This window comes from Bdellovibrio sp. HCB274 (assembly GCF_047306075.1).
Classification (GTDB): Bacteria; Bdellovibrionota; Bdellovibrionia; order Bdellovibrionales; family Bdellovibrionaceae; genus Bdellovibrio.
On sequence record NZ_CP178623.1, the window covers coordinates 2,511,949 to 2,531,022 of the forward strand.

Annotated in this window: 20 protein-coding genes; 15 read left to right on the forward strand and 5 right to left on the reverse strand. The window is 46.0% G+C overall.

What is annotated here, in order from left to right; genetic code table 11:
- Nucleotides 1–20 precede the first annotated feature (20 nt).
- The 3 genes from ACLWNV_RS12160 (at nt 21) to ACLWNV_RS12170 (ending at nt 2,464) form a co-directional block, all read left to right on the forward strand.
- On the forward strand, nt 21–707 hold the full coding sequence (locus ACLWNV_RS12160; RefSeq protein WP_413584709.1) for a response regulator transcription factor: 687 nt from the start codon (nt 21–23) through the stop codon (nt 705–707).
- Entirely contained in the window at nt 685–2,142 is a 1,458-nt protein-coding gene (locus tag ACLWNV_RS12165) for an ATP-binding protein (protein WP_413584710.1), read from the forward strand. Before ACLWNV_RS12160 ends, ACLWNV_RS12165 begins: the two co-directional genes overlap by 23 nt.
- An 85-nt stretch (nt 2,143–2,227) precedes the next feature.
- Nucleotides 2,228–2,464 carry a hypothetical protein gene (locus ACLWNV_RS12170; RefSeq protein ID WP_413584711.1) on the forward strand — a complete coding sequence of 79 codons (237 nt, stop codon included), beginning with the start codon at nt 2,228–2,230 and terminating at the stop codon, nt 2,462–2,464.
- 126 nt (nt 2,465–2,590) lie between these two features.
- Here ACLWNV_RS12170 and ACLWNV_RS12175 read toward each other — a convergent pair whose 3' ends face one another.
- Both ACLWNV_RS12175 and ACLWNV_RS12180 read right to left on the reverse strand, forming a co-directional pair.
- Nucleotides 2,591–3,877 carry a putative Na+/H+ antiporter gene (locus ACLWNV_RS12175; protein ID WP_413584712.1) on the reverse strand — a complete coding sequence of 429 codons (1,287 nt, stop codon included), beginning with the start codon at nt 3,875–3,877 and terminating at the stop codon, nt 2,591–2,593.
- 83 nt (nt 3,878–3,960) lie between these two features.
- Entirely contained in the window at nt 3,961–4,827 is an 867-nt protein-coding gene (locus ACLWNV_RS12180; protein WP_413584713.1) for an HNH endonuclease family protein, read from the reverse strand.
- A gap of 183 nt (nt 4,828–5,010) precedes the next feature.
- On the opposite strand from ACLWNV_RS12180, the gene ACLWNV_RS12185 reads away from it, so the two are divergent.
- The 4 genes from ACLWNV_RS12185 (at nt 5,011) to ACLWNV_RS12200 (ending at nt 8,412) form a co-directional block, all read left to right on the forward strand.
- The gene (locus ACLWNV_RS12185) at nt 5,011–5,982 is read left to right on the forward strand and encodes a hypothetical protein (protein WP_413584714.1); all 972 of its coding nucleotides are present in this window, start codon (nt 5,011–5,013) and stop codon (nt 5,980–5,982) included.
- Between the two features lie 2 nt (nt 5,983–5,984).
- A complete protein-coding gene (locus ACLWNV_RS12190; RefSeq protein ID WP_413584715.1) occupies nt 5,985–6,596 on the forward strand; it encodes a Crp/Fnr family transcriptional regulator in 612 nt (203 codons plus the stop codon).
- A 164-nt stretch (nt 6,597–6,760) separates the two neighbouring features.
- A complete protein-coding gene (locus ACLWNV_RS12195) occupies nt 6,761–8,098 on the forward strand; it encodes an OmpA family protein (RefSeq protein WP_413584716.1) in 1,338 nt (445 codons plus the stop codon).
- 5 nt (nt 8,099–8,103) lie between these two features.
- Entirely contained in the window at nt 8,104–8,412 is a 309-nt protein-coding gene (locus tag ACLWNV_RS12200; protein WP_413584717.1) for a transcriptional regulator, read from the forward strand.
- A gap of 3 nt (nt 8,413–8,415) precedes the next feature.
- Here ACLWNV_RS12200 and ACLWNV_RS12205 read toward each other — a convergent pair whose 3' ends face one another.
- Nucleotides 8,416–9,078 (reverse strand): protein-L-isoaspartate O-methyltransferase family protein, encoded by a 663-nt coding sequence (locus ACLWNV_RS12205; RefSeq protein WP_413584718.1) that lies wholly within the window; start codon nt 9,076–9,078, stop codon nt 8,416–8,418.
- Between the two features lie 54 nt (nt 9,079–9,132).
- On the opposite strand from ACLWNV_RS12205, the gene ACLWNV_RS12210 reads away from it, so the two are divergent.
- Nucleotides 9,133–10,086, forward strand: coding sequence for a LysR family transcriptional regulator (locus ACLWNV_RS12210; protein WP_413584719.1), 954 nt, complete (start codon nt 9,133–9,135; stop codon nt 10,084–10,086).
- A gap of 116 nt (nt 10,087–10,202) precedes the next feature.
- Complete coding sequence (locus tag ACLWNV_RS12215) at nt 10,203–10,739, forward strand: Dps family protein (protein WP_413584720.1); 537 nt, start codon at nt 10,203–10,205, stop codon at nt 10,737–10,739.
- Nucleotides 10,740–10,854: 115 nt separating this feature from the next.
- Here ACLWNV_RS12215 and ACLWNV_RS12220 read toward each other — a convergent pair whose 3' ends face one another.
- Nucleotides 10,855–11,124 (reverse strand): KH domain-containing protein, encoded by a 270-nt coding sequence (locus tag ACLWNV_RS12220; protein WP_413584721.1) that lies wholly within the window; start codon nt 11,122–11,124, stop codon nt 10,855–10,857.
- A 255-nt stretch (nt 11,125–11,379) separates the two neighbouring features.
- On the opposite strand from ACLWNV_RS12220, the gene ACLWNV_RS12225 reads away from it, so the two are divergent.
- From ACLWNV_RS12225 to ACLWNV_RS12245, 5 genes are all read left to right on the forward strand, one after another.
- Nucleotides 11,380–11,814, forward strand: coding sequence for a Spy/CpxP family protein refolding chaperone (locus ACLWNV_RS12225; RefSeq protein ID WP_413584722.1), 435 nt, complete (start codon nt 11,380–11,382; stop codon nt 11,812–11,814).
- A 165-nt stretch (nt 11,815–11,979) separates the two neighbouring features.
- Entirely contained in the window at nt 11,980–12,660 is a 681-nt protein-coding gene (locus ACLWNV_RS12230; RefSeq protein ID WP_413584723.1) for a response regulator transcription factor, read from the forward strand.
- Nucleotides 12,657–14,180: a histidine kinase dimerization/phospho-acceptor domain-containing protein gene (locus ACLWNV_RS12235; protein ID WP_413584724.1), complete on the forward strand. Its 1,524-nt coding sequence runs from the start codon at nt 12,657–12,659 to the stop codon at nt 14,178–14,180. Before ACLWNV_RS12230 ends, ACLWNV_RS12235 begins: the two co-directional genes overlap by 4 nt.
- A gap of 56 nt (nt 14,181–14,236) precedes the next feature.
- The gene (locus tag ACLWNV_RS12240) at nt 14,237–16,036 is read left to right on the forward strand and encodes a hypothetical protein (RefSeq protein WP_413584725.1); all 1,800 of its coding nucleotides are present in this window, start codon (nt 14,237–14,239) and stop codon (nt 16,034–16,036) included.
- Between the two features lie 676 nt (nt 16,037–16,712).
- The gene (locus ACLWNV_RS12245; protein ID WP_413584726.1) at nt 16,713–17,603 is read left to right on the forward strand and encodes an HNH endonuclease; all 891 of its coding nucleotides are present in this window, start codon (nt 16,713–16,715) and stop codon (nt 17,601–17,603) included.
- Between the two features lie 188 nt (nt 17,604–17,791).
- Here ACLWNV_RS12245 and ACLWNV_RS12250 read toward each other — a convergent pair whose 3' ends face one another.
- A complete protein-coding gene (locus ACLWNV_RS12250; protein ID WP_413584727.1) occupies nt 17,792–18,505 on the reverse strand; it encodes a hypothetical protein in 714 nt (237 codons plus the stop codon).
- Nucleotides 18,506–18,748: 243 nt separating this feature from the next.
- On the opposite strand from ACLWNV_RS12250, the gene ACLWNV_RS12255 reads away from it, so the two are divergent.
- Nucleotides 18,749–19,057 carry a hypothetical protein gene (locus tag ACLWNV_RS12255; protein WP_413584728.1) on the forward strand — a complete coding sequence of 103 codons (309 nt, stop codon included), beginning with the start codon at nt 18,749–18,751 and terminating at the stop codon, nt 19,055–19,057.
- The last annotated feature ends 17 nt before the right edge of the window (nt 19,058–19,074 follow it).

Here is a 19,074-nt window from a genome sequence, read left to right on the forward strand (position 1 = left end):
CCCACTGAGTGGGAGAAACCATGCGGATACTCGTCGTTGAAGATCAGGCAAAAATGGCCAACTTCCTCAAAAAAGGCCTGAATGAAGTTGGTTATGCAGTGGACATCGCTGAGAGCGGTACCTCTGCCGAATCTTACATGGCCCAGGGCGATTATGACCTGGTGATTTTGGATGTGATGCTGCCTGATCAAAACGGCATCGATACCGCCCGCCACTTGCGCCGCGATGGTTACGCCGGCCCTATTCTTATGGTCACTGCCCTTTCCACTACCAAAGATAAAGTGAACGGCCTGGATGCAGGCGCTGATGATTATTTGACCAAACCTTACTCCTTTGATGAATTGCATGCGCGAGTGCGCGCCTTGCTTCGTCGCAAAGGCAGCGCTAACGGCGGGGCTATTACAAATATTTTGAAGTACGCCGATCTTGAACTGGATCTTTTACAGCGAAAAGTGCGCCGATCAGGTCAGGAAATTTCACTGACAACCAAAGAGTTCGCCCTGCTTGAATATTTTATGCGCCACCCGGAACGCCCATTGGGTCGTGTTTCCATTGCCGAGCACGTTTGGGATATTCATTTTGATTCTGAATCGAATGTGATTGATGTCTATATCAATCTTTTACGTAAAAAAATCGATGCTCCCTTCAACAAACGCCTCATTCACACAGTGGTAGGGACCGGCTATGTTCTTAAAGAGTCTCCGTAGACTTTTTGAAAAACTCAGTATCCGCGTCCGCCTGTCACTTTTCTTTGTGGTGTTCTTTGGTGCGACGACGATTCTGTTCAATATGGTCATCTTTAAGATGTCCATCGACAACCTTCAGCAGGATTTCGATGATGCCTTATTCAACTACTCCGTCGACGTTTCTGAAGGTGTGGAAATTGGTGTCAAAGGCGATTTAAATTTCCCGCCCCTGCGCCTGGATCACGGAAAAATTCTGCCTTTTCCGTTGGGAACGGCCCTGATTCAAGTTCGCCACAGCTCGGGTGCCGTATTGGCCCGTGTGGGAAATTTTGGTGAGTTCAATCCCCCGTATAAAAAAGATTTCGAGCGCATCTGGGCTGGCGAGGAAGCCACTTATCGAACGATTGAACACATTCACAACATTCCTTCGGCCGAGGCAGATTCTTACAGGTTGATTTCCTTCCCCTTGGATAACGTGGTAAAACCGCAGTTGCTTCTGCAAATTGCTGTGCCCATGACATTGCTTGAGACCCAAATCAGCAAGCGTTTAACCTTGTTGGAAATCGGTATTCCAGTCGTTCTTTTGATTGCGACACTGGGCGGTTTGTTCCTTTCAGCCAGAGCTTTGGCTCCGGTAAATCACATGATTGATATCGCAAAAGAGATCAAAGCCAGTGAACTTTCCCGTCGGGTTCCCGTGCCGACCGCGAATGACGAAGTCAAAAAACTGGCGCTAACTTTAAATGAAATGCTGGATCGTATCGAGCAGGCCTTCCAATCCCAGGAACGTTTCATCGCCGATGCTTCACACCAGCTTTTGACGCCGCTTACGATCATGCGCCAGGAAATTGAGCTTTTAAAAAATCAAAACAAGTTGGATCTTGATCAATACATTAAAAGCTCCCTTCAGGAAGTCGATAACCTTGCCAATATCGTTCAGGAGATGCTGCTTTTAGCCCGGGCCGATGCAGGTTTGGGTGCACTGAGTTTGCAGGAACTTTCGCTGGAGGAATTGGTATTTGAAGCCCTTACCCGCTGCGAAAAACTGGCAAGTTCCAAGGGGATCAAACTTAAGTTTAATATCAATAACGAAACCCAGGCAGATCGCAAAACCGTTCGCGGTGATAAAGATCTTTTGGAAAATCTCGTATTCAATATTATCGAGAATGCGATCAAGTACTCCCCCAACAACGATGTCGTTACCATCACTCTGATCTGGAAGAATGATAAAACAGAGTTGGTAGTTGAAGACAACGGTGCTGGAATTCCCCCTGAGAAACTGCCTTTTATTTTTGAGAGATTTTCCCGCGGAGCTTCCGTGGAAAACCGCGTAAAAGGCTTTGGTCTAGGTTTGGCCATCGCGAAAAAAATCGCGGATCTTCATGAAGCAAAGTTAAGTGCGCGAAATCATGATGGAAGCGGTGCGGTTTTTTCATTTGAAATTAAAAACTTTTAATGTGTTTTTAATCAGAGATTTAACTCCGTTTGCTAGGCTGAACGTGTTTCCAATATCGGAAAACTAACTGACCTTGGAGGTCTCAATGAAATTCGCATCTATCTTGATGTCTGTTGTATTCGCTGGTGTTGTTGCTCAAGCTAACCAAACTGCTCCTGCAGCACCTGCTGCTCCAGCTGCTCCTGCTGCTACAGAAACTACTGCAGCTCCAGCTGCTGAAGCTACTAAACCAGCTCCAACTAAAAAACACAAAAAAGCTAAAGCAGCTCCAGCTGCAGCAGCTCCAAAAGCTGAAGACAAAAAAGAAGAAGCTGCTCACTAGTTTGAGTACTTCAAGCTTTACGGCTTAAGTTAAAGGAACCCCTCGGGGTTCCTTTTTTTTTGCTTAAATTTAAAAAAGGTACGGACTTACTTTACCAGGTAAGTCCGTACCTTTTTGCTTTTTATTTTACAGCATCCACAAACAAACGATCGCCACCGCAGTGGGTGCCAAGGCTGCAATCAAAAGATTTAGCGGCTTGATTCCTCCTGGAAACTTATGACTTAGCACGGAGTAACCTGCGGCGTTCGGGGCATTGGCGATAATAGTCAAACCACCACCTGCCAAGGCTCCCGCAACCAACGCGTACTTGCTTGCATCTGACAGATCGACTTGGGAACCAAGATACGTTAACGCTGCATTGTCAGTGATTGCTGTTAGCAGTGTCGCTCCTTTAAATAGAACGATGTCATCCATTCTGCTAAGCAGCGGTGCGAGCCACCATTTTTGAAACGCACCAAACTGAATGATACCTCCAAGGAAAAGGGAAACCAGTAAGCTTTCTTTCAAACGCAAAGAATCCTGATAACGAGTTGTCACCGCAGCGACTCCGAGGAACAACAAAAAGATTCCCAGGAAAGCATTGCGATGGTGACCGGTCACTACGATCCCGGCAAGGAAAGCCAAATGGATTAACGTCACCTGCCAAGGAATCGCTTTTTGTCCCCCGGCCATTCTGTTTTCAACATCACGTAAAGTAATACAGTTGTTTTTGAAATCGTTTCTGAAAATCCACACCAATCCCAGTGCATTGATCACGACGGCAATTGCTGATTTCCATCCCAAGTGAGTGAATACATAATTAAAGTCCCAACCCCATTTGGATGCGACCATCAAAATAGGAGGAGCGGCAAACGGTGTTAGCGCTCCGCCGATAGATACGTTCACGAATAGAACCGCAATCAAAGCGTAGATTAATTTGCTAGATTCTTTCTGCAACATTGCATTTAGCATAAAGGCTGTAACAGTCATAGCCGCGGGTTCAGTGATAAAACTTCCTGACAAAGGACCCAAGATCATCACCACTGCCAGGTCCGTGGTGACCGCCGGAGTTTTCAGAATTTTTTGAATCCAGGTGCTTAACTCCAAAATCCCCTGACGGGCCACCGTTAAAATCGGACGAGTGGAACACACCACCATGATCGCAAAAATAAAGAACGGCTCGGTAAAATCCAGGGAGTTTTGATAAGTAATGGCCGGAGTCCATCCTTCCATTCCAATATATACCAACATGAACAAACCGGCCCAGATAGCGAAGACCGCTTCAATTTCGCCCAAAAGATGCAAAACACCGCTCGTCATGGAATCTTTGGGAAACTTGTGGGACCAGTGCAGAATTTTTCCGACCATGAAGGTGTGAATAACTGCAACTGCGAAAAAAACCGTGCCTAAAAGCTCTAAAGTTGTATGTGTCATGAGTAGATTCTACTCAGAAACAGGAGACATGTCTAAAAAAACAGAACACGCCTTTTGCAAATTTGTTCTTAAATTAAAATTTGTTAGTGGCAAAGCGACGCGTTGTCAGAGATAAAACGCTTTTGCTGCTGCAGTTCGGCCACAGAATAACGGAATTGATTCAGCTCACAGCCATTTTGATGAATCAAATTTTCCACCACTTGTTTTTCCGGCGGCGTTAATCCTAAATCCCAAATCAGTTTCACTTTTAACCACTGCTGCAGATATTGGCAGGCATAGGCACGATTGGGTGGCATGTAACGCTCTGGTGTATTGTCGCTTTTCTTCATGTTTTCTGGGCCATCCGTCGACAACAATTGAAAATCATTGCCCATGAAGTTGGCATAAAGACAGCGTTTGGAAAAATTCCACTTATGCGCCCCACTCACATAGGCATTCTTCAATGGTACGAAATGATCGATTTGAATTTCAGATGCTTCAGTCACCGTGCGCCCGGTATAAGGCTCGGCCCATTCGCCCCGAGTAACTGAACAGCCACTGGAGTTCATCGTTACATCAACTTTGGAGTCACGCACCAACACCAGGCCCCTTGTGTTTAAGCAAGAGTTATCGTGGCTTGGGTAAATCCAGCCACCAAAATGATTTTTACGATTATAGGGCTGCGCCACGTTTCCATAATCTTCATCATGATGCTGGAAATTCAGCAGTGAAATAACTGCGGCTTTTAGAGTTTCAGAAAAACCGGTGGCTTCAAACAGCTCTTGAGCGGCTTCCATGGGATCGATTTTTTTTGAAATTTCAGAGTGGTCCGAGGGTGATTGAGTCGAAACGGTGTAGTATTCGCTGAAGCGGGGGTTATTCCCGTTGGCCTCTTCAAAGTCCGTGGCCTTGGCCTGTACATTTAACGCGCAGATCGATACGAGAGCTCCAACAAGCAGCTTCCTATTCATCTAACGTCCCCCTCGACAAAACATCCCTGTCTTGAATTATTTCGCAGATACAGTTATTAAAGAAGGACCAAAGGCCTAATGCAAGCAGATTAGTGTTAGGATTGGGTCAAACAACACCGTCAACGAAAAGAAATTATGTTACGAGCAGGGCGTTTTCGCCATCGTCTTTTGGACGAGTCATTCATGCGAAACAACACAGCTCAGGCGGCAAAGTCTTTGTCTCCATTTATTGAACTGTGGCGAAATAAATCCCTTAGCGATGTTGAGATGGTTTGCGCTTATCTTTTGGTTTTTTGCTTTTTGCGACGTCCCCAGGATTTTTTAGGCGGGCTGCACAATCTATCCCTGCCTGAAAATGCGAAGCCCGGCGTAACTGGAAGTGCGGTGATTTCTATTCTGCGTAAGACCCTGCCCACTACATTGGCAAATGCAAAAAGTCTTAGTCATCTGGATTCATCCGAGTGCTTTGTCGCCAGTTTCTGTGCACGAAGCTGGCGTTCTATTCCCTTTTCAGTGCAAAAATCCGTTATTTCCTGGAAGTGCGGCGTTTACAATTTAAACCTGACTACGCAGATTCCCTCCGCAATGGAAGTACTGGAAATGCAGGCCATGGGTCAACGCTGCGTCAGTATGCTGATCGCGCCAGAGGAACTGGAAAGCTTTGTTGAGGAAGGCCGCGACGTCCTGGGTTTTATCGTTCATGATTTAATTCATGCCGATCATTTTTTCCATGATCCTGTTCGCGCGGCAGCTCAGGTGCATTTCTGCAAAAACCTGCTGAAGGTCTTAAAATTGGAACAGATTAAATCCATGCTTGCTGACGATGTTCTTTTCCAAAAAGAGTTTCATTACGTCATGTCAGATATGAACTCTGTGCCTTTGCACCTCTTGAAGACTCTTAAAGCTGTATTGCTGGGATATTATAAACGCCAGGTTGCCGCCGATATGAAACAAAACCTGCCAACGTCTTTGGAAGCGAAATTCAACACCTGTTTCCAGAAAGTTCTGGAAAGCTGGAGCTTCACGGGCGATGAATGGGCTGCAGCCCTGCGACTGAACACCCTCGATTACCAACATCCCCACGACAGCGTCCTGTTGGATCGGGCTTTAAGCAAAAATCATTCGCCAAGTGAAAACTATTTGGTACTCTCATAGTTATGAAACTTCAGGATCTTTTAGATAAGGCCGAAACACTCCGCCGCTACAAATCTGGCCAGACAATATTTGAGGCCGGTGATGAACCATTGGGTCTGTATAAAGTTAATTCGGGCCTTATCAAACTGGATTCAACGTCTTCCAATGGGGCAGCCCATACTTTGCGCCTGATCGGCCCCGGGGGTTTAGTGGGATATCGCGCGCTTTTCGCCGGTGAAAACTACTATGCCTCGGCCATTGCCGTTGAAGATACGGTCTTATCTTTTGTTCCCAAAAATGACATCCTGGCTTTATTCCGCGATCACCCGGAAGCGGCGATGCAATTTCTGGAATTCTTGTCCCGCGATCTGCGCCTGGCTGAATCCAAGTGGACCGGACAAATGGATAAAGACGCCGCCGCGCGAGTGGCTGACGCCATTTTATTTTTACAGGATAATTTCCCCCAACAAAACTGGACAAGAAAAGAAATCGCTCAGTGGGCTGGCACCACTCCCGAGACAGTGATCCGCACCTTGGCTAACTTTGAAAAAGAAGGCATCGTAAATCAGTCTTCGGGCCGCTCGATTCAAATCACCAACCGTCAACTTCTCCTGGCGAAGTCAGAAGAAGAATAGCACTCCCCTCATTAACAGCAGGCAAGATATTGGCCCAAAGACGAAGGGTCTGGCTGTCTGTTGTCAGCGATTCCCTTTAAGTATTCGCTTTTTCTTGAAGACCTCAAAATAGCGGGATTAGCCTTAGATAGGTTCCAAAATACCACTACATATGAGGAGGAAGTATGTCGTCCCGCTGTACCAAGATGATTTTATCATCTGCCTTTATTATCGGATTTATTGGTTGTGCAAGTGCTCCCCCTAACGTCACATCGATTCCTGCGACCGCAAATCCGTCGGTAGAAATCGCACAAACAGATGAGATGGTCAAAGAAGCAAAAGCAAAACAGATGGACGTACTTTCTCCTGATAACTTCAGCAGTGCTGAAAAAACTTTGGCAAAAGCCAAAGAGTATCAGGAAGAAAAGAAAAGTCCTGAGAAGATTTTGGAACAGGTATCCTATTCCCGTGGCTGGTTGAAACAAGGGGAATTGAAATCCGACATCACCCGCAAATCCATGGGTCCGATCGTAGACGCAAGAACGGGCGCTCTTCGTGCGAAAGCTCCAGAGCTTTATCCAAAAGAATGGAAAAAGCTGGAAAAGAAACTTGAGAACGTCACATCTGACGTTGAAAAAGGCAGCTTGAAAGCCGTTGATAAAAAAGGAACGGACTTGGTTGCGGCCTACCGCCAGATCGAGCGCGAATCGGTGGAAAAGCAATACCTTGGCAAAGCTAAGATGACGATTGAAGCCGCAGAAAAAGACAAAGCCAACATGAAGGCTCCGGTGTCATTGGGAATGGCGCAAGCCAAATACAATCAGACTGCGAAGTTAATCGCCCAAGATCCCCGCAATACCTCAGCGATTGCCGGGGTTGCAGCGGATGCCACACGTGAATCTGATCACCTGGCTGAAGTAATGACCAAGGTTAATGCCGGAAACTCGGAAACTTTGGTTCTGCAAAATGAAAAGCAACAGCGCCAAATTTCCAGCTTGCGCACCGAAACCCGAGCTCAATCCCGTGAATTGAGCGCAACTGAAAAGCAGCTGCAATCAGCAAAAGCCGCAGAGGCTGAACTAGCCCGCAAACAAGCTGCAGCGGACGCTGCCACAAAATTGCGTAAGGATCTTCGCGCCAAAGATGCTGAAGTTTTCACTGAGGACGGCAAAGTCACTGTTCGTCTGAAAGGTTTAAATTTCGCTTCCGGCAGCGCCAACCTGAACGCCAGCAACAAAGCTTTGCTAAGCAAAGTGGAATCAGTTCTGGATGACATTCCAACTTCAAAAATTGAAGTTCAGGGTCACACCGACTCCACTGGTGGCGCAGACGTGAATATGCGAATTTCAGAAAAACGCGCAATGGCCGTCCAAAAACAGCTGGTAGCCAATGGCGCCCCAGCGGCAGAAGTTGATGCGGTTGGTTTGGGTTCAGAACAACCCATCGGCAACAACAATACAGCCGCCGGTCGTGCACAGAATCGTCGCATCGACCTGATTATTGAACCTAAAGTTCAGGAGTAAGTCTTATGGGTACACCGGGAAATGCATGGCAGGATTTAAAAAGAGAGCTCATGGAAAAATGGCATGAGCTCACTGAAAATGATTTGGATAGCACTCGGGGTAATTCCAACAGCATCGTAAATCTTTTGGAAAGAAAGGTCGGTATGCGTATCGAGGAGGCCAGCGAAAAGTTCGCCGAAATCGCCTCGCACTATCACCTTTACGATGAACCGGAGGAGACAAGTTCCTCCCCGGCTGAATCCAAGGAAGAGCGTGTGCTTGAGTTAAAACCTAAGAATCCTGACAACCCGCCAGACATTCTTCCGAAACCCTGATAACTACAGGGTCCCATCCTGCAGGTGGGACCCCGCAGATCTGTTCACAGTCACGAATGAACAAGGAATCGAATTCAGAATCTGCATCTGACCTTGGGTCTTTTTGATCAACTGAAGCATGTCGCTTTTCTTTTCCTGCTTTTGCACGAAAATCATCAATCCATCTTCTTTAAGCTGAGCAAAGAGTTTTTGCGGTATTTCAAAGGATCCCGCTGTGAAGATCACCCGATCAAAAGGGGCTTCCGGTTCATAACCTTCAAATCCGTCTCCAGTGAAAACTTTGACGTTGGTTATTCTCATCTGATCCAAAATACCCCGTGCACGGTCAGCAACCGCGGGAATAATTTCCGAGGTGATGACCTTTCCACCAGATCCGACGATATAGGAAATCAAAGCTGCATTCCAGCCGGAGCCCGCACCCAGCTCAAACACCTTATGCCCCGGGGCTAATTGCAACATATCCAAAATTCTCATCACAAAACTGGGTTGGGAGATGGTGGATACAAAGTTTCCGTTTTTATAAAGCAACAAGGGAGCATCTTCGTAAGCTTCCTGCATGGTGTACTCGGGAACAAAAAGATGGCGAGGATAACGATAGTACGCTTCGACGACCTGTTCAGACAGTGGCAGAGATCTCTTTAGAAGCAAATCTTGAAATTGTTCCATCTCTAATTCCTTATTTCCCTTGCGCGACTATTTTAGCAAGTGCACTCTTATCTCATGACACTCACACAACTTGAATACATCTTAGCAGTCGGCGACACCGGGAGTTTTAGCCAAGCGGCTGTTCAGTGTCACGTTACACAACCTACACTTAGCATGCAGATTCAAAAGCTCGAGGACGAGCTCAATGTAATTTTGTTTGACCGCACAAAGCAGCCCGTTCGCCCCACTCAAGTCGGCGAATTGGTTTTGCAACAAGCACGCATCGTCATTCAGCACTCTCAACACATTCGGGAAATCGTCGACGAAAACAAAGGAGCGATGAGTGGGACTTTACGAATCGGCATCATACCCACTTTGGCACCGTATCTGCTTCCCCTTTTCCTAAACAAATTCATGACAAAGTATCCACATGTCCATCTGGTGATTGACGAGCTTGAAACACAGTCGCTGGTTGAAAAAATACGCAATAATTCTTTGGACCTGGGAATTGCGGTCACACCGATTGATGACGTCAACATCGCGACCAAGGTTCTTTTCTACGAACCATTTATTGCTTATTTTTCTCCTCATCATTCACTGTTACAAAAAAAACATATAGACGAGACTGATCTGTCATTAAGTGAAATGCTTTTACTGAGTGAAGGTCACTGCTTCCGCGAGCAAAGCCTGGGTTTGTGCAAAAACAGAAAAAATATGAGTCCATCATCGAACTTCTCTTTTGAAGGCGGAAGCTTGGAAACTCTTAAAAAGCTCGTCGATCAGGGCGATGGGTTTACCTTGCTTCCACTACTAGCGACAGATGAAGTGAAGGATAAAAAGCGTTTAAAGCCGTTCTCGAACCCCGTGCCGACAAGAGAAGTAAGTCTGCTGCATGGCCCCCACTTTCAGCGTAAGGCGTTACTTAAGGCCTTTATTGAAGCGATCGTGGGCTCCTTGCCAGAAGACATATCTTTAACCAAAAACAAACAGCAGGTAAAAGTCGATAATCCCTTAGGACATCGCTCTTAGTCTGCCCTGGGACAGATAGTTTTTGCCTATACCTTCCATAACAAAAGAAGATTTTTCATTTATCTTTCACGGGCCTATCCTAAAAGCGTCATCAGGATTTGCCCTAGGAGGAAACCATGAAATATACAGCACAAAAAGATACAACCAGCGGCACCGTCCACACTTTCAATAAGGCCTCTGCGAAAGGCGCTCAGAAAGACACTGATAAAAATGTTCAGACAGGGACGGTCGGTGAGTTAAAGAAAACTCTGGCAGATGAATACTTCCTGCAATTGAAAACCCAAAACTTTCACTGGAATGTGGAAGGACCTTTGTTCTTTTCACTCCATAAATTATTTGAAAAACAGTACGAGGAAATTGCCAAATTCGTGGATCGCTCGGCAGAGATTCTGCGAGCATTGAAATCCCCTGCTCCCGGCAGTTTTCAGGCATTTAAAAAATTATCTGACGTGGAAGAATGCACTGACGAAAAGTTAAGTGCGACAAAAATGATCGATATATTAACAGCCGATCACACCACACTTGTACAGCTTTACAAGTCCCGCCTTGAAACCGCGGAACAAGAAGAAGAGACCAGTGCTGTGACTCTGTATGAAGACTTGATCAGCTTCCACGAAAAAGCAGCCTGGATGATTCGCAGTCATCACTCCTAGTGGCCTGCTGCTTTTTCAAAAAAACAAAAGGCACCCTCAAGGTGCCTTTTGTCTTTTTTGAAAAACTTCAATTTTCTATTTTCGATTTTCGCGCTGGCTTTCAGCGGAAACCCAATTAAACTACCAGCTCAATAATCGCCCGGAATCCATGATTCCCCGCCATCGCACCCAGGATATTTCTAAGTGAAGAAATATTCTTACCCTGTGCTCCGATCAGCTTCCCGCGATATTCCTGGGGAAGATCCACCTTATATATAGTGGTTTTCTCTCCACAAGAGAAAGTGACAGCGACGTCTTCCTTACAGGAAGTCATTTCTTTCACTACCGTTGCCATAATTGATCCGATTCGCTGGCGTGCCTCATTCAATTGTTGCTCAACTGTCACAAATACTCCCTTAAGTCCCGATACAAAAGAATTGTTACTTCAAAATTGTTACTTCGCAACTACTGAAAACTTTTTCTAGCCCTGTTGTTCCCCAAAAAAACACGAGTTTGTTTCACTGGTACACAAAAATTTGACTAGTAACAGTTTATCCTAAAATCCAACAATTCAATTCAACAAAAAACGCGAGTTCCTGTTTTCTTTTTTCCGAATCTTGTCTTGAATCGAGACTCCACAACAAACAGGAGGATATAAAATATGAAAAGAATTACCCAATTTGTTATTGCTGCGGCTTTCGTAGCCCCTTCAATTTCACTTGCTAACACACACGAAGATCTAACCGTTTCCATGGTTGATACAATTGTGTATGCCAAAGCGGAAATGCCGGATTCCTGCAAACAGGTTAAATTGACAGACCAACAACAAATGGACCTACGTAACGCATATCTGGATTTCAACACTCAAAAGAAACCAATGCGCATGGATCTTAAAAGATCCAAACGTGAAATGAAGAGAGTGTTCACTAGCTCTACTTCCACAAAAGATGACGCTATCGCAGCTCAGGCTGACGTAGGCTCAAAAATGATGGCATTGGGTAAACTAATGGGCGATTTCAGCCTAAAAGTATTCTTCGACATCCTGACTCCAGAACAACGTGATCCGGCAATGCGTTGCCTTGAAGATCTAAAGTAACTCCATGAAACGGGGGAGGAGTTAAATCCTCCCCTTCTTTTACTGCCTCCGGTTTACTTACCGTCTCGTTCTGAGACCTTTGTCCAGCTCCACACTCTCTCCACAATCCTCCTTCAAAATGAAACTTAAGCGCAGGGGTATGTTTTGATACCTTAGAGAGAGATTATGGCAGCTAAAATATTCCTACTAGAAGACGACCCCATTCTGGGTAAAGCAATTCAGATCCAATTGGAACTGGAACAGTTCGATGTTCATTGGGCGCAGACTCTGTCGTCAGGCCGCGAGATTTTCAAGACTCAGCCGGGTATCGATCTATTCTTGCTGGATGTGAATTTACCTGATGGCAATGGCTATGAGTTCTGCGAATGGCTTCGCTCCGAGGGCATCACTTCTCCCATCATGTTCTTAACCGCACGCACTGATGAAGAAAGCGTCGTAAGGGGCTTTGAGCATGGCGCCAATGATTATATCCGTAAGCCCTTCGGGCAAAAAGAAATCATGGCGCGAATCAAGAACCAGCTCAGCGAGCGTAAACCGGTTCTGGATATTCTACGGTTTGCCGGGCTGGCTTTGATTAAAAACCAACAGGTCCTAAAAACCGAGGAAGGCCTCGTAACCCTGAACCGCCGTGAATTTGAGATTCTAAGAGTGTTCTTTGAAAATCCGGAAACTATCATTTCCCGGGAAAAGCTGATTTCTAGTTTGTCCTCCGGGGAAGAACTCTTTGATCGCACAGTCGATTCCCATATCAGTCATATTCGTTCAAAGCTTAGCAAGAACGGCATTGCAAACGTTAAAATCAACTCCGTCTATGGACAGGGGTATCGCCTGGAGAAAACCCCATGATCACGCGACGTTCACTGTTGGGCCGAAATTATTTTATTTTCGTGTCGATCATTATCGTTTTCATCTTTATGGCCTTTGGATCCACATGGTTGGTTGCCTATTTGGATCGCTCCACTCCGGTTCGCTATGTCAGACCACCGAACTACCTTCTAAGAAATCTTTATGAACAGTTGGATAGTGATCCGATTGTGGCTTTTCAAAAACTTCAGGCCAGCAACAACTCTGATAATTTTTTACGATTTGAGCTGGTGGATAAATCCGGAAAAAGCCTGATAAATGGTGACCCGGTTTTGCCTCGTGGATTAACAGAGGCCGAAACCAATTCACTGCTTCAGGATAAATCCGTGCGCTTTGGCGAAATGGAATTTGGTCCGCCTAAATTGGAAGTCTCAAAAACAAAATTCCCAGGTGTCTATTTCGTTCATCGCTTCCTGCCTCCTCCAGGATTTGGTATGCCACCCCCGCCGTCTGCAATGGGCGCACCACCACCACCCCGTTCAGGGCCCGGTGGACCTGGCATGGGAGGACCTGGAGGTCCCCCACCACTTATGTCCCGAAAAAATCCGATGTTTATTACTTTCGGGTTTCTGATTGTTTTCACTTTGGTTTCAGTTGCGGTGGCATTGATTTATCAATTCTCCCGCTACCGCGACCGCGCGAATGAAGCATTCCAGGTTTTGAATGAACTTCGTCATGGAAATCTCTCCGCCCGCCTGCCGACGAAAAAAGTGGAGGAGCTGGCGCCCCTGGTGCAGGCCTTCAATCAAATGGCGGATGACGTTGAAAGCATGGTGGAAAGTTTACGAAAAGCCGATCAGGCGCGCCGTCAACTTTTGCAGGATCTTGCCCATGATCTGCGCACCCCACTGGCTTCGCTGCAAAGTTTTCTAGAGACCTTGCAAGTGGGCGAAAGCCGATTGTCTTCTGAAAAGCGTCAGGAAATTGTCTCCCTATGTTTTTCAGAAGTGGAGTACTTCGGAAAACTGGTCGAGGACCTTCTATTTTTGGCGCAAATCACGGAGCCGAAATACTCCGCCGGAACTGAGGAAATCAATTTGCTGGAACGGGTTCAGGATCAGGTCACGGTATTTAAAAATCGTTACCCGAATCTTAGGTTTAAAATCGATTCCACACTGGATGCCTCGAACAGTCGCATTATGGGATCTTCAAAACTGGTGGACCGCCTGCTTAGAAATGCTTTCGAGAATTCCGCATCCTTTGCAAAAAATGAAATTCAAGTCAGCATCGCTAATAACGGAGCGAAACTGCAGTTGGCGATCACCGACGACGGACCCGGCTTTTCTGAAGCCGCACTTCGCGAGTTTGGCCACAAAAAAGCCAGCCGTATCCTGTCGGATGGTTCGTCAGGCAAAAGAATCTCCGTGGGAATTGGCTCAGTGATCATGCGAGAAATCATTCAGCTTCATGGTGGCGAATTAAAGGCTGAAAATGTAGTTGCTCTAACTAACAACAACGGCTCCCATGGGGGACGTGTCTCGTTTTGGTTTCCTAAATCCTAATCCATAATCTTTAAACACTTGCCCGCTAACCTTAGTGATATAACAAGGCGGGCTTTATGCTTTTTAAAATACTGACGATAGCTATTCTTCTGACGGCACTTCCGTCATGGGCACAAATGATGAGCCCGATGATGATGGGAACCGGATACTGGGGAGCAAATCAAAGCTGCTCATACTCTCAGCCCCCTACTCAGGCCATGAATACCGAATCCGATGAGGTTCGCGAACTGCAAACCGAGATCGCCGAACTTAAACAGGAAATCTCGGAGAAGAAAAGCGAAAAGAAAAAGTTGGACCGCGAGGTCTCGCGCGCTAAGTCAGATATTAAGAACAATCTCTCTGAGGAATATGCTGATTTCTTGATGGCCCACATGGATAGTTCCCGCCGCTGTTCTGAATACACCAGCTTTAACCAATCCGATGATGGCAGCACCGTCACCGCCGACATTGAAGAGCCTGGTGATGGCATGGGCGAACCACCGGAAGATTTTCAGCCCCCGTCTGACATGCAACCGCCTGAAGGATTTAAACCTCCAAAGGGCCGCCCGCTTCCATCTGCTGGACGAAAAAAATCTCGGTCTTTTGGTGCCAATGCCAACATGCTCGACATTGAGGGATTTTCTTTGCAGGAGTGGCAAAAGTACTGCGACGCCAGTAAGTCAGGCGCTGTCTTTACAGCTGTCTGTGACAATTCAAATTTCAGATCAAATGGTTCCCGCACGAACAGTTCAACTTGTAAAAGTGCGCTGGGCAACTATCGTGTGAACTCGCAGAAATCTGCACAGATTCAAACTGATATCGAAGGTTTGAACCGACAAATTGAAAACCTGCAGGAAGATATCAAAGATGCCCGAAAGAATTCGCAAACCGAAGGCTCCTTGTGCGTGGAGTGTATGGCTAAGAATAGCAACTACAATTACCAACAGCCTCAAACTGACACCATGGGCTTAATCACGAATGTGGCACTGGGTGCAGCGTCTATGTATGGAAACTATAAAGCCACCCAAGCTGTGGTTGATAGCAACGCGAACCTGGGCTACCCGACTCAAGCAAGTTACGGCTACCCGTTCATGAGTCAGGGTATGTATGGAGCCCTTAGCGGAGGAACTGCCCAGAGTGGTTTCGGCTGTGGCAATACCATGAGCGGACTTAACACGATGGGTGGCATGAACTCCATGTATGGAATGATGGGTTCACCGATGATGGGAATGAGCGGTGGTATTTACACCGGGATGGGTTCGCCGTATGGAATGTACGGTTCGGCTTCGATGACGGGACTAAATCCATCGTTGATGTATGGAATGAGTGGGATTACCGGGATGACCGGGATGACCGGTATGAGCGGCATGAACGGCATGTATGGGATGAATGGGATCAGCGGCATGTACGGTTCTGGGAATATGTATGGTATGAACGGTATGGGAAATATGTACGGAACAGGCAACATGTATGGCATGAATGGAATGAGCGCTATGTATGGAACGAACAGTATGTATGGCTCTGGCAATTTATACGGTATGAACGGCATGAACTCGCAATACTCAATGATGGCGCTGCAACAGCAAATGGCTTTAATGAACTATCAAATGAGCGTGATGCAAAACTATAACGGAGTTTACACGGGAACTGGTACTGGCCTGTACAATACCGGCACAACTAGCTACATCTCTCCAACCGGCCTAACTTCAAGCAGCACCACCATGCCAGGCGGAGTAATCTTAGGTACATCCACAACCTACACCTCCCCTTACGTAAATACCTATAACACCACGGCCACCATTCCAGGAATGGTCCCCGCACCAACAGGAACGACGCTAATCAATGGCAGCACATTGAGCGTCGGCACCGGCCGATAAATCAAAGTCAATAACATCAAATCCACACCGCCACCGTGGCGGTGCAAATCCCAAAAAACCGCCGCCGCAACCGTGACGGCGCAATTCCCAGAATCCCACACCGCCATCGTGGCAACTGATAAATAGAAACATCGCAACTGTCGATTAATTCAAAAGCATTCGAATCACCATCCGCGAAAGTTAATCAAGTAATCAAGTAATCAAGTAATCGAATGATCGAATGATCGAATGATCGAATGATCGAATGATCGAATGATCGAATGATCGAATGATCGAATGATCGAATGATCGAAAATATACTGGTCGAATTCTTACGCAAGAATAATATTTTTTCTAAACTATTGATTGACGCAAAAAACGAGCTTCTTATTGCGCCATTACGCTTAGATTTTGTTCGCCCCCTTATTTTCAAAATTTTTCTTCCTATTCATCGAACCAGCGAGCTGCAGCTACTTATAAAGTCACATACATATTGCATTGTCTTTGCCGAGTAAATTCACTGAAAAAAACCTGTGCTATTGTGCTCGTAAATATTCACAGGAGAAATTCGATGAACTTGGAAGGTCTTAACAAATCAGAACTAGATCACAGAATGAAATCACTCGCCCAAAAGGAACGCGAACTGTTGCATGAAATTCTTTTGACGATCCAAGAGATTGATTCAAGACGACTGCATTTGGATCTGGGCTTTGGCAGTTTATTTGACTATCTCGTTAAGGGCGTCGGCTATTCCGAAGGCAGTGCCCAGCGCCGAATCGATGCAGCCCGCTTGATTCGCGAAGTTCCCGCGCTGGCTACAAAAATTCAAAATGGCGAACTAAAGCTGAATCAAGTTTCATTAGTGCAGAAAGCAGCACGCGAGGTTTTCAAAACCAATAAAATCAAAGTGTCCGCAAAACAAAAACTGGAAGTAATAAACGATCTTTGCGGGAAAAACCATTCAGAATCCCAGCAACAAGTCGCTGCTTTCTTCGATTTGCCAGTCCTACATTCCACCCTCCAAAAGGTTCAGGCTGATGAAAGTGTTCGAATTGAGCTTACCTTATCCAAAGAAACATTCGCCAAAATCAAACATGCTCAAGAATTGCTATCGCATTCGGTCAGCTCCAATGATTTGGGAAAATTCCTAGAATACTTATCTGAAAAGGTGATCAAGCAAAAAGCAAGTCCGTCGAAAAGCTCAGTTCAACCCACCTCTGTAAAAGAATCCACCGCCACAGTGGCGGTGGCCACACCGAAACCAGTAATAGCTAAATCAGCGGCAAGAGTAATGAATAACTCAAAGTCCCAATCAAGAATGGCAATCAGCGCCAAAGCAGTAACACGGCCCGCAATGAGTGATATTAGAAAAATCAGATTTGGCCAAAAAACCTGTCAGTATATTGATCTCGATAGTGGTCGCCACTGCGATAGCACTTGGCTTATGCAAATAGACCACAAACATAGTCAGTGGGCTGGTGGTGGTCATCAGATGGAAAATTTGCAGATACTGTGTGCCGGTCACAACCAACTGAAGTACAGAAATGAAAACGGCATTAAGTTAAAGCAGCTTCCAATTAAACTCTGAACTTAGACCAATACGCGGTTGATTGTTCCAATGCCTGCTGTCGAGTTTGTGCCCTTAATAGGTGCAAATACTTGAGAATTATCCGATTGGAGCTGCATTAAGTGTTTGATATTGGAAACCTGATATTCCCCAAAAAAAAGAGGGCGTCGCGCGACCCCCTCTTTAAAAGTATATTTTATAAGTTTGAACTAGAAAGACTGAGTACGGGAAACACCGCAACGGTTGAAGGCTTGTACTGTGAACGTTTGAGATGTCCAGTTGCTTGGCCAAGAAGACGGTGCCAGACAGTTATAAGCGACGCCGCCGATACTGCATGACATGTTGCCTACGCCCGCGCCGTTATCAAATACATACAATGCACTTGCAGACGGTGAAGATTTAGTCAGAGTGAAAGTCGGAGCAGAGTTTTGTTTCAATGCACACACCTCAGACACATAATCCGAAGAATACGGATTACTTACTGAAGGACGCAAACTGATTCTCACACCGTTGCCATCCAAGTAAGTTTTAGTGGACGGATTATAAAGATAAATACGCAAGTCTTTTTGAGTGCTCAAATCAGACTTCACTTGAATAGAAACATAGAAATAGTTTCCACTTTGCGTGATCGTACCAATATATGAAGCTGTTACTGTCGTATCATAGATAACCCAGTAATAGCTGCTTAGATCACTTAGATTTGCTGGCTTTGAAATTTTAAGCGTGATGTTTTGACCTGCAGTCAAAACCACCGGACTGCCATTGGATGGATAGTAGATCTCGCCCTGCAAACCATCAGATGCTACGGAGTTGCTGGAGCCATCTTCAGCGGCGCCTGGTGCACAGTTTTGAAAGCTGACTGTCACTGCAGCCAAAGCCACAACTGTACCGCCTGCTACCAGAAATTTTTTAATAGTATTCATAAGTTCATCCCCCGTACTGCACTAACGTCATCGGCTAATTTTGGGAATTTCCTAAATAAAAAACGTTATTTCTTGCAAATTCACTTCGCGTTCACCGTCTCAATTCGAGATCCTTTAGTCTGGCAAATCAAAAAAACCTTTCATCTCCACGGTCCTTCAACAATCCTCCCCTAGCATTGAACCATGGGGCCCAAGTTGAGGGACTTGCCGAGCCCCCTCTTTACAACAGAAAAAGGAGATTCCATGAAGTTTTCCAAAAATTTACTAATGACTGCTGTTTCCATTGTTTCCCTGCACACAGCTTCCATCGCTTTGGCCCAACAATCCGAAAGACCTCGCGGTCCAAGCCCCGAGCAAAGAGAAGCTTTCAAAGCTTGTGCTGAATCCGCAGGAATGGAAAGACCGGAACCAGGACAAAGACCCACAGCCCCTACCGAAGAGCAAAGAACAGCGATGGACACCTGCTTAAAGGAAAAAGGCTTTGAACCACCAACGCACTTTGGTCGCCCCGGCGGAGAAAGACCTCCACGCGAAGCGGCTGGAGTTCAATAGTTAAAATTATCTGATTT